This window comes from Arundinibacter roseus, from assembly GCF_004348825.1.
Taxonomy (GTDB): domain Bacteria; phylum Bacteroidota; class Bacteroidia; order Cytophagales; family Spirosomataceae; genus Arundinibacter; species Arundinibacter roseus.
Window position 1 is genome coordinate 1 of sequence record NZ_SMJU01000018.1, and the last position, 15855, is coordinate 15855.

Genomic DNA, 15855 nt, shown 5'->3' on the forward strand with positions numbered 1-15855 from the left:
TATCGTATCATATCTGACCGTATTAGAGCACATAATCTTGACAACCACGATTCAGCCATGGAAGCATGTGCTGGATTATGGAATTTTTACTTATCTACTTGAAAATCAGCATTGCATCAAGTCTATTAAATATACCTCTTCTCACCTACTATTCTTCAAACTAGTACATTCCAGAAAACCGGCTGCAAAAGCAGTTTACTATATTTTTTATTGACTAATTACAGCACATGAAACCAACTCTTTTGATTTTGGCCGCCGGCATTGGCAGTCGTTACGGAGGCATCAAACAAATTGATCCTTTTGGACCCAACGGCGAAACCATCATGGATTATTCCCTTTTTGACGCCATTCGTGGTGGTTTTGGGAAGGTCGTATTTATTGTTCGTGAAGAAATTAAGGCCGAAGTTGAAGCCATCTTTGCCCCTCGTCTGAAAGGACTGATTGACTACGATTTTGCAATTCAGGGCGTGCAGTCGTATGTACCTGAGGAACTCGGCACGATTGACCGTGTAAAACCCTGGGGCACCGGCCACGCAACGCTCTGCGCATGGCCACATACAGATACGCCCTTTGCCGTAATCAACGCCGATGATTTTTATGGACGCGAGTCTTTCGCCACTATGGCAAAGTTTCTGATGGAAGATGCAGACCCCACCCAACATGCCATGATTGGCTACGAATTGAAACGGACGCTTTCCGAAAACGGGACCGTTTCACGCGGCGTTTGTATTGTGCGGGCTGATGGAAACCTGTCGTCTGTGGTAGAGCGGACAAAGATTTTTGAGGATAAAGGAGTAATTTATTTTCAGGAAGAGGAAACGCTGACCGAACTTGCGCCGTCAACGCCGGTTTCCATGAATTTCTGGGGATTTAAGCCGTCGGTTTTCCCGCTTATTCAAACTCTTTTTGAAGACTACGCACGAGCCAATTATATGACTCCAAAGGCTGAGTTTTATATTCCTACGATTGTTTCTCACCTGATTTATAATCAATTAGGACACTGCCGGGTTTTTGGCAGTCAGTCCGACTGGTTTGGCGTAACCTATCCCGAAGACAAACCCGGCGTGCAGGCAGCACTTGATGCCCTTCACGCCTCCGGCGAATACCCCGCGCAGCTTTGGGGATGATTTTTGATTTTAACAAGAAAATAAGAAACGGGTCGTTCCTACGGAACTTTTGAGTTTTGATACAGATTAACCAAAATTCAAAAAGTCCTGGCAGGACGACCCGTTTGTAGAAAACGACAGAGCGATTACTCCACCACAATTTCATCCAGCGCAAACCAGGTTTTGGCACCAGCATCGGGATGCGAAGGAGGACAAGCGCCAGCGTTTTTGGCACGAATCCGAACATAACGGGCGCGGGAGGTCCGAAAATCGGCCACGGCGGGCAGCAATGTCCACGGGCCTTCCAATTCGTAGGTGATGGGCTGAGAAATCGCTTCTTTAAAGTCTTTCCCGTCACGCGAGACAGCAATTTCTACGGAGGTAGGCGGAAATCCTTTTTCCAGAATAACCTTTAAAAAATTTACCTTCACCTTCGAAACAGGCTTTACCTCACCCAAATCTACCACCACATCCAGATCCTGATCATAAAGACTCACCCACTCCCGCCGACTTTGCGGGCTGCGTCCCACGATGCCATCGGTCAGCTTATCGGCTTGTGCGTCGGAGGTTGGTTTAGCTGCGTAGGTATATTTTTTTCCTTTGGCTTTATGAATAAAAAATGTTTGCTGCAACTGCCCGCCGGACGTTGTCATGGCCCGAATCGTGGTTGTTTTTTTCAGCGTAATCGGCATTTCGTACAGCGTTGAGGAGCGTGTCGGTTCGCTGCCATCGGTGGTGTAGTACATTTTGCTATCCGAATCCATCTTTTCCAGCCTTACCTGCAACTGATCCTCCCCCGTAAACTGCGTATCGGCTGTTACATCAAAAAGGCGTCGCGAATAATTTACGCCTACATGATCAAGCCGTTTGAGATGATTTTTAAGACGGTACGAAAAATCCTCAAAATTACGCGGCCCTTTGGGCATCCACGTGAGTTCGGCCAAAGCCACCGCTCTTGGAAACACCATGTATTCTACCTTTTCGGGCGTAGGCATGTACTCCGTCCATACATTGGCCTGCGCACCCAGAATATACTTTTCTTCGGCAGCCGTTAGCTCGGCAGGTACGGGTTCGTAGCCATATATTTTTTCGAGGGGTAAATACCCGCCAATCGCCAAAGGTTCGGTATTGGGATCTCCCTGATAATGATCCAGATACATAAATTCATTGGGAGTCATAATGACATCGTGCTTTTGCCGGGCCGCGTCAATTCCGCCCTGCACGCCGCGCCAGCTCATAACGGTAGCTTTGGGAGCCAGGCCGCCTTCCAGAATTTCGTCCCAGCCAATAATTACCCGGCCTTTGGAATTGACGAATTTTTCGATTCGTTTGATAAAATAGCTTTGCAGTTCGTGTTCATCTTTGAGTTTCAGTTTTTTGATTAAACTCTGACAAAACTCACTTTTCTTCCAGGCATCTTTCGGGCATTCGTCGCCACCAATGTGGACGTATTTGCCGGGAAAGAGCGTAATTACCTCCGTAAGTACATCCTGCAAAACCTTAAAGGTGGTTTCGTTGGGGCAAAAAACATCTTCAAAAACTCCCCATTTTGTAGCTACTTCATACGTTTTTTTGGGGTCACAGCTCAAATTTGGGTAGGCGGCCAAAGCTGCCAATGCGTGGCCGGGAAGTTCAATTTCGGGAATGATCGTAATGTGCTTTGTTTTTGCATAATTAACCACATCCCGAATCTCAGCCTGCGTATAAAACCCTTCGTGTGTCTTACCATCAAACTGCATCGGATAGTTCTGATAGTACTGCCCAACCAACGTTTCAGCCCGTTTGGAGCCTATTTTAGTAAGATTTGGGTATTTTTTGATTTCAATTCGCCAGCCCTGATCATCGGTCAAATGCCAGTGAAACGTATTGAGCTTATGCAGCGCCATTAAATCCAGGTATTTTTTGATAAACGAAACGGGCATAAAATGCCGGCTTACGTCGAGTTGCAGCCCGCGGTACGAAAAACGCGGTTTATCCAGAATATCACAGGAAGGTACGTTCCAGGAAGTTTGGGTCGTGATTTTTTTGGGGCTGTAAATATCCGTAGGAAGAAGTTGCAGGAACGTTTGAACGGCATAGAAAAACCCCGCTGCCGTTTCGGCCTCTACCAGCACGCGGTCCGTAAAGACCCGCAATACGTAACCTTCTGGTCCGCACTTTTTTTGAGTATGTGCCTGAAAAACAATGTTTTTTCCCTTGGCAGCGGCAGCCGTCCAGGCCGTAGTTTTCAGCGTGAGTCCGGCAGCACTTTTCAGATAATCGGCCAGTAGCAAAACAGCTTGCTTTTGACGAATATCTTTCAGATTATAAACTAATTGGGTAGAGTTCTGAATAGAAAAATGCCCTTCACCACCGGCAAACTGAGCAGGAAAAGGAAGAAGATTATACTCTGTTTCCTGGGCAAAAGAAGGGGTTAAACAGGCAATAAAAAGAAAAAAGGCAACAATCGGCTTCATGTAATAAAGTATGAGGTGAAGCCCGCAAGATAAGGAATCCTGAGAATACCTGCTTTCCGGATACTCGAAACTTTCGGAAAGCAGGTACGTACAGTTGTTATTTTTGTAGCAGCGCGGCCATCATTTTTTCGGCCAGAAACGTATTTCCGGTTTCGTTCAAATGCACCCGGTCGGTCGTTAGAATTCCTCGTTCGTCGTTATTTGTATTATTTTTTTCAAGATATGCCTGAAATTCTGCCCGCAAATCCACTAGCCCGAGGCTGTGCTTTTTGGCCAGGTCCCGAATTTTGGCAGCGTACAGATTCAGGTCGCCATCCTGTTCATTGCTGTAATCCATACGCTCTCCAATGACGGATGGAGTACACAAAATCGGGCGTATATTATTATCTTTCAGCTTTTTAATAATCGCTTCATAAAATTTAACGTACTTGTCCAAATCGGTACCTGTGCCATGCGAGCGCTTGTGCCACACGTCGTTGATTCCTACGTACACAAAAACTACGTCCGGTTTTTTGGCCAAAACGTCATCTTCAATTCTGAGGTAAAGATCATACACCTTATTACCACCGATTCCGGCACCCATCAGTTCATACTGATTGCCCAGCCCTTTGGCATCAAGCATCGACCGAAGTTGAGTAATATAGCCTTTTTCACTCACGCCCTGCTGCGTTATAGAATCACCGAAGAAAACAACCCGCAGGGGTTTATCCTGCTGCATGGCCAGAAAAGGCAAAGTAAAGAACGTGAGACGGAGATAGTTGAAGAGTTTTTTCATTGAACTAAAAAATAGTATTAATAAAAAGGATGGTTGATGCATTTCAAAAGTCGCAGACAAAAAAATCTACCGATTTACTCCTCTTCAAACCACTTTCTGAATTGGGCAGCTTTTTCTTTACTTACCGTTATTTCCTCTTCGGGGCAGTTGGAAATGACTAGTTCCAACTTACCTGTATAATGCGTCCGGTAGCCTTCAAGCGCTATTTTGCGGACGGTATGTTTTCGGCTTGCCCGAAAAAACTCAGTAGGGTCCAGCAGTTCGTCCAGCTCGTCCAGCGAATTGTAATCGGTAATCAGCCGCTGTCCGTCGGTAGTTACCAGCCAAATGACTTCATCACGCACAAAAAAAGCAACGCGTTCAGCGGCAACCGCCACGACGGTCCGGTGAAAATTTGCCAGAAAACGACGTTTGTATGCGGGTACCGTCCGCTGTTCGAGTTGTTCCAGGAGCGTAGCGAGCGGATTTTCAGTCGCAGGAATTGATGCGGTATGTAAGCGATGAAATTTTTCGAGCGCTCTCTTCAACTCGTCAGGATCAATGGGTTTCAGCAGATAATCCACGCTGTTTAGCTTAAAGGCCCGCACGGCGTAAGCGTCGTATGCCGTACAGAAAATGAGAGGGCATTGGATATTTCTTTGTCTGAAAATATCAAAACTAACCCCATCAGAAAGCTGAATATCAGCCAAAATCAGATCAGGCTCGGGGTTTTTATCAAACCAATCGAGGCTTTGCTGCACGCTGTCGAGCGGACCCAGAATCCGGGCATCAGGTTCGAGGGTTTCCAAAGCTAAAATTAGCGAACGAGCCACGAGTGGTTCGTCTTCCAGAAGCAGGATATTCACAGGATGAAAAGGGTTTTAGCGTACAACCATAATTTGTGGGGAGTCGAGCGAATATCGGAGCAAAAACAAAGAACCCGGCCGCAGTTCCGCAGCCTGCCCGACCGATAATCGAATGGTATGAATCCGTTGGTCAATCAACGCTTTCACGGTTACTCCGTCAGCCTCAACGTGGCAGGAGAGCACTTCTGCCAGCAGTGCGTTTCCGTCTGCGGGAAGATACTGAGAAGTAAAAACGGCCTCCGGTGTTCCCTGAGTTTTTATTTTTCCCTGTTCCAACTCTACTACCTGATCGGCCATGCGAAAAATTTCGGCAGGATCGTGCGTCACTAGTACAATTGTCTGCTGATATTTTTGATGAATTTCCAGTAAAAAATCCTGCATCCGCTGACGCATGCCCCGGTCGAGCGCCGAAAGGGGTTCGTCGAGCAGCAAAAGTGGCGGACGCCTCGCCAACGCCCGGGCCAAAGCTACGCGCTGCTGCTGCCCACCCGACAGCTGTTGCGGTTTTTGATGAGCCAATTGACTTAGTTCCATTTCTTCCAGCAAGTCATCTACACGTGTCGAATCGTCGGCAGGATTCAGGCCAAAGGCAATATTCTGTTTTATGGTCAGGTGCGGAAAGAGTGCATAATCCTGAAAAACCAGCCCCGTATTTCGGTTTTGCGGCGACTTCCATACACCTTTTTTGGTATCGAGCCAGGTTTCATTTTTCCAATGAATATAGCCTTGCTGTGGTTTTATTAAACCTGCTAAAATCCGTAGAATAGTGGTTTTACCTGCACCCGACGGGCCCGTCAAAGCCGTAATGCTCCCCGATTGGAGCGTCAGGCTCAGATCCAGCTGCATGGGCCCGAGGGCCGTGTGCATGGCGTGCAGCACCTGTATGTCAAGCGGGGTATCGGACACGCAGCAAACGGTTATTGACAGAGTAAACGATCAGTAGAACAATAAAAGTAATCACAAATAGCACCAGGGCATACTGATTGGCAGCGGTATAGTTCAATGCTTCTACCTCATTATAAATCGCTACGGAAGCAACCTTGGTGACGCCCGGAATGTTTCCACCGATCATCAGCACCACGCCAAACTCGCCAACGGTATGCGCAAAAGTAAGCACCAAAGCCGACAGAATAGCTGATTTGCAATTGGGAAGCAACACTTTATAAAAGGTTGTCCAGCGGCTTTTTCCCAACGTATACGACGCCTCACGCAGCGAAGCAGGCAGTGCCTGAAGCCCTGCCTGCAAAGGATATACCATAAACGGCAGGCTATAAATAATGGAAGCAACCACCAAACCGGGAAAAGAAAAAACGAGCCGTAAGCCGAAGGTAGCTTCTATCCACGCCCCAAAGCTGTACGAAGGACTAAACGCCAGCAGCAAATAAAAACCCAGCACCGATGGCGGAAGTACAAGCGGCATACCAATCACTGCCTCAACGAGTACGCGCCCGCGAAAACGGCCAAAGGCCAGCAAGTACGCCAACGGCAGCGCCAAAACAAAGAGAATGAGCGTGGTGATGGAGGCTAGTTTAAACGTAAGCCATAGCGGTTGGGTATCCATAAAACTCAGCGATTAGCGAACGGTATAGCCATATTTTTCAAAAATCGCCCGGGCTTTTTCCGAAAAAAGAAAGTCATAAAACTGCTGACTTGGCTGCCGTTTGGGTGACGATTCGCTGTGAAGAAGCAACACAGCGGCCTGTTCAATAGGCGCATAGGAGGTCGTATCCAAAAGTGTCCACCGCCCCGCATTTTTTAACGAAGGAGATAAAACCATCGACAGTGCCGTAAACCCCATATCGGCTGCGCCGGTGGAAACATACTGTGATGTTTGGGCGATGCTTTCACCATATACGAGCTTGGAATTTACGGATTCATAGAGTCCGGCCTTTTGCAACACCTGCACGGCTGCTTCTCCATAAGGTGCCGTACGGGGATTGGCGAGAGCAATTTTACGTACAGCAGAGGTTGTTAGCTGAGAAAGCTCAGGCGCAACCGTAGAATCGCGTGACCAAAGGACAAGTGCGCCTTTTGCATAAATTTTGGGAGGACCTTCCGTGCCGCCATTTTCGAATAATTCCTGAGGATACCGCGTATCCGCCGAAACAAAGAGGTCAAAGGGTGCTCCTTCGCGAATTTGGGCGGTCAGTTTTCCGGAAGAACCTACTATGAGTTCCGTTTTGATACCTGTATCTTTCTCAAATGTTTTTTGCAATTCCTGCATCACAAACTGCACATTGGCAGCGGTGGCAATCACCACATTTTCGTTGGGAGTGGCACAGCCCGTCAGCAGGGCAAATCCCAGGGTTGCACTTAAAACTATGTTGATCGCTTTACGCATAAAAAATTACCTTTACTTTTCCAGGTCGGGGAAGGTAAAGGTAACACAGGGCCGGTAAAAAATGCAATGAGCGAGGGAAAACTATCCTCTCATAGTTTCCATCAGATTTTGTAAAATAGAAACCACTTTTTCGGTTTGTTCTTTGCTTGGGGTCGTGTCCCAATTGCCGACAATGCCGTTACTGCCCAGATAAATCCCGTCTTTTCGTGCAATGAAATTGGCACCTTTGGTGCTTAGTTTATACTGCAAATCACTTTGAGGAATCAGGCACGAAAGCTGCCCGGACACGGGCGTGAGTTCTTCATCATTAAAAACCGGCTTGGCACCAAGTCCCATGCAGTTGACCACTACCTGTTCGGGAAGCGCGTCAATATCTTCCAGCTTTTTGATTTCGTGTATTTTAACCTTGCCGCCAAAAGCCAGAAAATCCTGCAAATGATGGTGCAGATAGGTAGGTATGTTGAACATCAGATTGGAACGTCGGGTCACGTAATCAGCGGCAAAGGGATGTTCTTTTCTGGTCAATTGCATGCGCTCCGGCAACAACCCCGGAATATCGTAGACTTCTCCCCCAGCGCTATGCTCCGACCGTTGTTGCGGTGCTTCGTTTTGTACATTATACTCTTCAACCCAGCAGGCAATGTCGTTCATGCCCAACAAAAACTGAAAGCGTTTGAACGAAAACATCGTGGCATCTTCCCAAATGCCTTTAAACTCCGGTTTGGCAACTGCCGGATCGCACACCCGCGACGCCGGAGACCATGTGCCGGTTGCAAGATTGCTTGTGACATTGGGCGGTACATCTTTGGTATAAATCGTAACTTCGTAGCCACTTTCCTGCAACAGGCGCGCAGTCGCAATACCCACCGTACCACACCCCAAAAGTGCTACTTTTCGGTCAGTAGCAGTAGCCATGACCAGCTTGCGGGCCATGTTGCCCGTTCCCCACGACAGCGACCAGCCGCTGCCACCGTGGCCGTAGTTGTGGACAATCGTTTTGTTGCCCAGCTTTTCGGTTTCGATGCGAGGGCCCGACGGACGAAACGGCCGCAGTCCGACGGTTTCTTTAACGATCCGATCCATCGACAACCGGAGTTTTGGAATTTGATGGTAGCCGCGATTGATGTGAAACTGCTTGTCGGCATAGGTTGTCGATTTGCTGGTGTTACAGGACGCCAACAGGCCGGAAGAAAGTCCTACACCGCTAACTACTGCTTTTTGAAAGAAATTTCTACGATCCATTGATAAGGAGAATGTTAAGGAGAAGCGTTGCGTAAAATGTTTGTGTTTAAATTTAAAAATGAAAATTATTGCTTACAAACAAAATCCTGCATTATTTCATAAATTCAAAATATAATTTTTATTAATTCCATTTTCTTACAATTTTTAATACATAAAATACAAAAATTCAAAATTTATGAAAAAAATCTGCCTCATTGTATTAATGGCCGCTTCGGCTTTTTGTGTGCGTGCCCAATCCGTCGAGTTTTATGGTTCGCCTAAGTCTGTCATATCTGCCGGGGCGCTGATTCCGGAAGGGAAAAAAATGCTTTGGACGAGCGGGGCCACAGGCGGAGTTGCGGATAGTACCGCGCAGGAAGACAGTCGGGCACGCTTTGGCGACACAAAAACGCAAGGGATAAGTATCCTGGCGAATTTTGAAAAAACGCTGAAAGAAAAAGGGCTTAGTCTGAGGGATGTACTGATGCTGCGCGTATACCTTGCTCCGGACAAACAAAGCGGACAACACGATTACAAAGGTTGGTACGATGCCTATGCCATGTACTTTGGAACCGCCGCCAACCCGACGAAACCTATTCGCTCAACAATTGGGATTGCGGGTTTGGCCAACACCAATAAGTTTATTGAGATCGAACTCGTGGCTGTTTATCCCTAAATTGAATGTGCTGACCAGCTAAAAAAAGTATGTGCAGGTACGACTGCTTTCATCTGAATTTTGGTGTAGATTTCGTTTTGATTCCAGTCTGACAGCTTTGTCAGGCTGGAACATATTTATGCACTATATTTTACTACCTGATGCGCACGCTCATACTGCTATTTTTCTCCAATCTATTTATGACCACTGCCTGGTATTGGCACCTGAAATTTAAAGAAACCCAGCTGTGGAAAGTCATCCTGATCAGTTGGCTCATCGCTTTTGTAGAATACTGTTTGGCGGTACCTGCCAACCGCATCGGCTCTTATCAATTCAATGCATTTGAGCTCAAAACTATTCAGGAAGTGATCAGTTTAGTAGTTTTTGTTGGGTTTGCCGCCTTCTACCTCAAAGAACCCATTCGCTGGAATTATATCGTGGGTTTTGTTTTCATTATTCTCGCCGTCTTTTTTATATTCAAAAAATGGTAAACGTCTGTTTGCACTGAATATAAACCGCTTGTCCAAAATCCGGGTTTTTTTGAAACCCCCTATTCTTGTTTCCTGTTTTTCTGTTCATGTAGTACAATTCAAGCTATCAATCTGAATTGCACTACATGTAAGGCATAATTTTTATAGTCTTTGGTTAACGACTAATGAGTCGGGTGTGGTCAGTAAAACCAGAAACAGGAAGCGGATATGAAGCGTGAAGATTTTACAAAAAATGAAGTGAGTTCATCAAAATGGCAAATAAAATTTAAGCAAATACAGCACATTTGCCGGGCGTTGATCATTCACCGGTCTTTTTACGTTTCTCGCCCTTCATTGCTACTGAGCAGCCTGTTTGTAACCGGTATTATGGCGTGTTCTGACCCTTTTCAGTACAATCCCAATCAGGTTATTTTGGATAAAAACCAACAAGATCTGAATGCAAAAAACATTGCCCGAATCCAAAAACGGATTCCATCAGATACTGTGCGCTTTATTCTTATGGGCGACTCGCAACGCTTTTATGACGAACTCGCGGATTTTGTAGAAAGCGCCAATCAGCAGCGGGATATATCGTTTGTGCTGCATGCAGGTGATATTTCGGATTTTGGCCTAACACAGGAGTTTAAATGGGTACATGAAATTATGCAGGATCTGCGGGTGCCATACTTGACGGTTCTCGGTAATCATGATTTAATTGCCAATGCATCAACGGCTTACAGAAAAATGTACGGCGATTTTAACTACTCTTTTGAGTTTGGAACCAACAAGTTTATTTTCATCAATACCAACTCCCGCGAGTTTAATTTTGATGGCACAGTGCCGGACTTGCCCTGGCTGAAACAGGAACTTGCCAATAATCCGCTGCAAAACAATGCCTTCGTAATCGCACACATTCCGCCTTTTGACGCTGACTTTGATCCAAAACTGGAAAAAGAATATGCAGAAATTCTAGCGGCAGATCCGCACGTAAATCTCACCCTTTATGGACATCAACATACGTTCAGAAACGGAACGTTCTATAATGATGGTGTTGAATATTATCTTACCACGAGCATGCAGGATCGGGGTTATCTTTTGATAACTACCTGGAAAGGAGGCTATTTAGTAGATCGAATTAAGTTTTGACATCCTATGAAAAAGCTTTGCGTACTGTATTTGGTAATGGTTTGTTGTTCGCCTGTGATTGCGCAGGATAACTTTCGCCCTCGACTCAAAAAATGGTTCATTCCAGATCACTCAACCGTACAATTTGCAGGAAACATTGGATTTCTCGCTGTCGGCCCCGGTTACAAATCAGCAAATCAGAAACTGGAAATAGATATTTTATTGGGCTATCTGCCTCAAAGTATCGGCGGCACCAACCTTACGACCCTGACTGTCAAATCATCTTACTCCCCATGGCACATTGAACTCAATGACACCTATGAAATTACGCCTCTTACTGTGGGAGCATTGGTAGGATATACCCCTGGAAATCAGTTTTCTATACGTTGGCCCGGACACTATCCGCGTGGCTACTATTGGTGGTCAACGGCATTGCGTCCGGCGGCGTTTGCAGGAGGCGCAATTGAACGGTCAGGCTCTGCTCATCGGAAAGTAAAACATATTAAACTCTACTATGAAATTGGTAGTTATGACTTACTCCTAATTAGTTACATACAAAATAGAAAAATTTTACGCCTCTCTGACGTCACAAATCTTGCTTTGGGAATCAAGATGGGCTTTTAGATCAATCGCTTTTAAGTCGGCTTCTCGGTGCCAATTACGCAGCTCAAATAGTTTTATTTACTCATTTTCAACTAGTTAAATAATTATTGACTAGTAATAATTTTATAGTACCTGAGTAATTCCACTCTTCGTCATTCTTTTAAAAGTAGCTATTCTTCTCCTGCATTATTTTACATCTATACTATATTTTCTACAAATTTTTAAGTTAATAGAAAAATGCTGGTTACAATAAAAATGATGAATTCGTTTTCATTTCTGCGAAAAATGTCGTTATTTTATGTGTTTATACATATATGTACACACACTAAAATTCAATCTCTTCTTAAATTCAGTTATTGACTATCAACCACTTAGTACAAATACCAGCAATTTATTCTACTTCAATTAATACTTAACTGATTGGTGCTCAGCAGAACTACCTATTCTATATATTCTTAAACCCTACGAATAAACCCCTATGAATGTTACCAAAATTAGTAAACCTAACGACGGCCTTCCACGGTTCATGCTGTTACAAAGCCCGGAAAACTCTTCTGACACTATCTTAGTTTACAAATCACGTTACCCAAGTTATATAATTGAAATCAGTTCCAGAGCGCTTACTTCGGCAAGTTTCAAATATATTTTTAAAGGCTTCGATCTTTATGTGACCGTTCGTAAAGATTTTGACTCCTGTGGAAATCCTTCAAAAAGTCATTTAGATGATCTGTGTACCTGGTACACCAAAAATGGTACTGAGCCATCCATAAAGAAGATTTCCCGCTAGCAAATCCAACTTCAACCCACAATATTTAAGTCTGATAGTCAGCACTTTGTCATGTTTGTTTACCAACCTGACATTCTCAAACTCTGCTATCAGATTTAATTCTTTTCCAACTGATTCATATCATTTTTTAGCCCGGACCGAAGCGCTATTTTTGGGTCTATACCCTTGTTTGTGGCAGTTCTTAATGAAAGTATGTATCTCATTTTTAAAACCCTTCGGTTACAATGAAATCATCCCTGATAAAAAAAGAAAATTCCGGTTTACCGGAATGGTTGGTCATGAAAAGCCAAAAAGAGCAGGAATCCACCAATTTGCTGATTCTCAAAGGCACCTTCCCGATGTATATTCTGGAAATAAGTCCGAATTCATTGAGTCCTGAAAGCATCCCTGTTGTTCTAAAAGATCAACCTTTTTTTGTCACCGTAAAATCCGATTTAGATCGTTTTGGAAAGCTTTCCAAAACTCATCTGATGCAACTCTGCAATTGGTATAAGAAGGTAAAAATGCAGTAAAATGACTGCGGGATTCTTCCAGAAGTGATAGCCTGATTCAGGAGTATTTTAGTAAATATGGTGCGTATAGTTTTTCTCAGAGTTTCCAAATGCATTCCAATACTCTAAATTATTTGAATCTATTTGCTATATAAGTTACATGTTTTTACCAAATAATCAATATTTTTTGAAACTGAATTGATCGATCGGTTAATTTTTTAAAATTTGTTTATTTTTGGAAACTCATTTTGGTAAAATGTTAGAATAGAGCTTCATTCTACCGGAAAACTGACGTATATTATATACGTTATAACTCAATTATAAGTGAAAAACCAAGATTTAAATAAATATTAGCTGCTCTACGACCCTGAGACAACCACGCATACCAAATGGATTCTGAGAGATGGGGAAGCAATATATATCATTAAAATCAGCAAAACATACGAGGAATTTTGTCAGATTGTCAAGCACGACGGACAGCGCTATTTCATGATGACCGTCCTGGACGAAAAGAACTTAGGGCCACTTACTCAGGAAGAATTAGTAGACATGTTAGTTTGGTATAAAGAAGCCTTTCAGGATCCTGATTTCTAGGTTTTTAAAAAAATACATTTCAGAAATTCAGCTGATCCCGATCATAATTTAGCGAGTGCACAAAAGGTATTTTTGGGTAACATTGAATCGTATTCTTAGCCCATTGTTATCTCCGATCGCTATGAGAAACTCCCTGCTGCTTTTCCTGCTGCTCAGTATTGTTTTTTCCTGTAAAGAAAAAGAAATCACGCTGTATACGCTCAAAATTGATGTAACTCCAATGGGTGGCGGGACGGTCACTCCCCTGGCCGGGGAGTTTGAAAAAGATAAGCAGGTACAAATTACGGCTACCGCCGCCCCCGAGTACATTTTTAAAGAATGGCAAGGTGCCGTCAATGGCTCAACTAACCCGGTCATTGTAACGATGACGGGCGATAAACAACTGATGGCGGTCTTTGAAAAAAGAAAATATCCGTTAACGGTAACCGTTGAAGGGGAGGGAATTGTGCAGGAAAAAGTCCTGAAAAACGGGCGCACAACCACCGATTACCCGAGCGGAACGGTGGTGGAACTTACCGCCGTAGCCGCCGAAGAATGGCTGTTTAGTCATTGGGATGCAGACACAGCATCAAAAGCTAATCCGCGCGAGATTACGATTTCTACGCCACAAGCCGTTAAGGCAGTTTTTGTTAAAAGAAAATATCCGCTAACGGTAACCGTTGAAGGTGAGGGAATTGTGCAGGAAAAAGTCCTGAAAAGCGGGCGTACTACTACCGATTACCCGAGCGGAACGGTGGTAGAACTTACCGCTATTCCTGCGGAGGGTTGGCTGTTCAGGCATTGGAATTCGGACACTTCACAGACGAAAAATCCACAGGTTGTTACAGTCAATAAACCCGAAACTATACAGGCTGTATTTAAAAAGGACGAGCCAATTGGCATGGATGTCAGCGGGCTGGATCAGGATCTGATTATTTCGCATGAATATCCGATCACAGTAAAACTGATCTACGAATCAGGAAAAAAAGTAGAGGTGCCGACGGATTCATTTGTGGTTAACTACGTTGCGGGAGACGGGATAGCAATTCGCAATAAACTAAATTTTCTGGCCATAAAGCGTGGAAATTTAACCTTACGATTTACCTCAGGCAAGCTAAGTAAACAGGTTTTTCTACGGGTGTCGGAGATTGACGATGTGAGTCAATTTGATGAGTTTCTGAAAACACCTGCGGCCGGGGCTAGCGTAGAAATCCCGGTGGTTGTGATCAATTTTTTGCCTACCATAGATGGCTATAATCTTGACATGATGCGCGCACCGGACGACTACTGGACGCTAAGAAACTCGACGCTTGCCGAAGCCAAGCAGCGGATCATGGGCGAGCTGAAACTGACAAAATTCGGGATTGAAGAAGGTACCCGATTTCGACAATTTACCTCAAATGCGCGCGTCAAACCGTATGCCGGGATCAAAGTCGTGAAGTACTTCAATGTATATGAAGTGGAGCTGGTTCAATGGGTAAATAATCAGAAAACCATTGATTACAAAACGCTTTTTGCCAAACTAAATATGAAAGATTTGGTGAATAATCAGGGCGTAAAAGAAGTTTGGTTTACTATTTTTCCGAAAGATGCCTACCCATCGGTGGTCAATAGTCCGTACAATGATCCGAACACCTACTACGGGATGCCCGAATCGAACATGTCGAGTCCGCTGACGGGCGATATATCCAACAGCTACCGCATTTCGACCGATCTTCCTGTGTATGAACATACGTATGTGGTGTATGGCAACAGCGGGCACCGGGGCTTCGACACCAATCTGCACAATCGGGGTCATCAGATTGAGGCTCAACTCAGTTATATAGAAAAACGAACAGACAACCCGGCGCCGAATTTTGAACTATTCTACAACAAATTTGTGGGAGTAAATCCCAAAATGGGAAACAGACCTCTTCACCGTGCCGGAATGACGCACTTTCCGCCAAATACATTTGTCGATTATGATTATGACAATCCAAAATTTCTGGAAAGCGATATTCACACCTGGCAACCCTACGGCGGTGAGTTTATCATGGTTAATAATGCGTACTGGAAAAACGTCGTGTATACTTTTGACCTGAAAAATACTTTTTACCAAAATGGCTTGAAGGTTGTAAATGACTACACCAACGATGCGCATTCCAAATGGCTCATGTACTGGTGGCAGGCGATTCCGGGCGAAGGCAACTCCATTTCGTTTGACGGTAGACCACTCACGAACTGGTGGGACGTGTTTTATAACTGGGATGATGCAATTCGGGCCAATCGTGGGCTGACAAAAGGTGCTGGTAGCGGACGAACAAGCGCCAAAACATGGTCCGTACCCAAAGTCAATCAGCCGGAATGCGACCTGTATCCTAAACCAAAAAATAAGTAGATCTCTTTTTTGTACGCGAATTTTTCGGTG

General features: G+C 44.6%; 15 protein-coding genes. 8 read left to right on the forward strand and 7 right to left on the reverse strand.

The window, feature by feature from the left end:
* Positions 1–227: 227 nt before the first annotated feature.
* Positions 228–1127, forward strand: coding sequence for a nucleotidyltransferase family protein (locus EZE20_RS21245; protein ID WP_132121541.1), 900 nt, complete (start codon positions 228–230; stop codon positions 1125–1127).
* A 125-nt stretch (positions 1128–1252) separates the two neighbouring features.
* Here EZE20_RS21245 and EZE20_RS21250 read toward each other — a convergent pair whose 3' ends face one another.
* The 7 genes from EZE20_RS21250 to EZE20_RS21280 form a co-directional block, all read right to left on the reverse strand.
* A complete protein-coding gene (locus tag EZE20_RS21250; RefSeq protein WP_132121543.1) occupies positions 1253–3562 on the reverse strand; it encodes a glycoside hydrolase family 20 protein in 2310 nt (769 codons plus the stop codon).
* Positions 3563–3659: 97 nt separating this feature from the next.
* A complete protein-coding gene (locus EZE20_RS21255; RefSeq protein ID WP_132121545.1) occupies positions 3660–4337 on the reverse strand; it encodes an SGNH/GDSL hydrolase family protein in 678 nt (225 codons plus the stop codon).
* A gap of 74 nt (positions 4338–4411) precedes the next feature.
* The gene (locus EZE20_RS21260) at positions 4412–5182 is read right to left on the reverse strand and encodes a LytR/AlgR family response regulator transcription factor (protein WP_132121547.1); all 771 of its coding nucleotides are present in this window, start codon (positions 5180–5182) and stop codon (positions 4412–4414) included.
* A 15-nt stretch (positions 5183–5197) separates the two neighbouring features.
* Entirely contained in the window at positions 5198–6088 is an 891-nt protein-coding gene (locus EZE20_RS21265; RefSeq protein WP_132121549.1) for a sulfate/molybdate ABC transporter ATP-binding protein, read from the reverse strand.
* Entirely contained in the window at positions 6069–6743 is a 675-nt protein-coding gene (modB, locus tag EZE20_RS21270; RefSeq protein ID WP_132121551.1) for a molybdate ABC transporter permease subunit, read from the reverse strand. Before modB ends, EZE20_RS21265 begins: the two co-directional genes overlap by 20 nt.
* A 12-nt stretch (positions 6744–6755) precedes the next feature.
* Entirely contained in the window at positions 6756–7523 is a 768-nt protein-coding gene (gene modA / locus EZE20_RS21275; protein WP_132121553.1) for a molybdate ABC transporter substrate-binding protein, read from the reverse strand.
* A gap of 81 nt (positions 7524–7604) precedes the next feature.
* Complete coding sequence (locus EZE20_RS21280) at positions 7605–8765, reverse strand: FAD-dependent oxidoreductase (RefSeq protein ID WP_132121555.1); 1161 nt, start codon at positions 8763–8765, stop codon at positions 7605–7607.
* A 175-nt stretch (positions 8766–8940) separates the two neighbouring features.
* On the opposite strand from EZE20_RS21280, the gene EZE20_RS21285 reads away from it, so the two are divergent.
* From EZE20_RS21285 to EZE20_RS21315, 7 genes are all read left to right on the forward strand, one after another.
* On the forward strand, positions 8941–9420 hold the full coding sequence (locus tag EZE20_RS21285; RefSeq protein WP_132121557.1) for a Rid family hydrolase: 480 nt from the start codon (positions 8941–8943) through the stop codon (positions 9418–9420).
* Between the two features lie 140 nt (positions 9421–9560).
* Entirely contained in the window at positions 9561–9890 is a 330-nt protein-coding gene (locus tag EZE20_RS21290; protein ID WP_132121559.1) for a DMT family protein, read from the forward strand.
* 207 nt (positions 9891–10097) lie between these two features.
* The gene (locus EZE20_RS21295; protein ID WP_228713936.1) at positions 10098–11015 is read left to right on the forward strand and encodes a metallophosphoesterase family protein; all 918 of its coding nucleotides are present in this window, start codon (positions 10098–10100) and stop codon (positions 11013–11015) included.
* 6 nt (positions 11016–11021) lie between these two features.
* Entirely contained in the window at positions 11022–11618 is a 597-nt protein-coding gene (locus EZE20_RS21300; protein ID WP_132121560.1) for a hypothetical protein, read from the forward strand.
* 457 nt (positions 11619–12075) lie between these two features.
* The gene (locus EZE20_RS21305) at positions 12076–12384 is read left to right on the forward strand and encodes a hypothetical protein (RefSeq protein ID WP_132121561.1); all 309 of its coding nucleotides are present in this window, start codon (positions 12076–12078) and stop codon (positions 12382–12384) included.
* 224 nt (positions 12385–12608) lie between these two features.
* A complete protein-coding gene (locus EZE20_RS21310) occupies positions 12609–12896 on the forward strand; it encodes a hypothetical protein (RefSeq protein WP_132121563.1) in 288 nt (95 codons plus the stop codon).
* Positions 12897–13590: 694 nt separating this feature from the next.
* Positions 13591–15825 (forward strand): InlB B-repeat-containing protein, encoded by a 2235-nt coding sequence (locus EZE20_RS21315; protein ID WP_132121565.1) that lies wholly within the window; start codon positions 13591–13593, stop codon positions 15823–15825.
* Positions 15826–15855 lie beyond the last annotated feature (30 nt).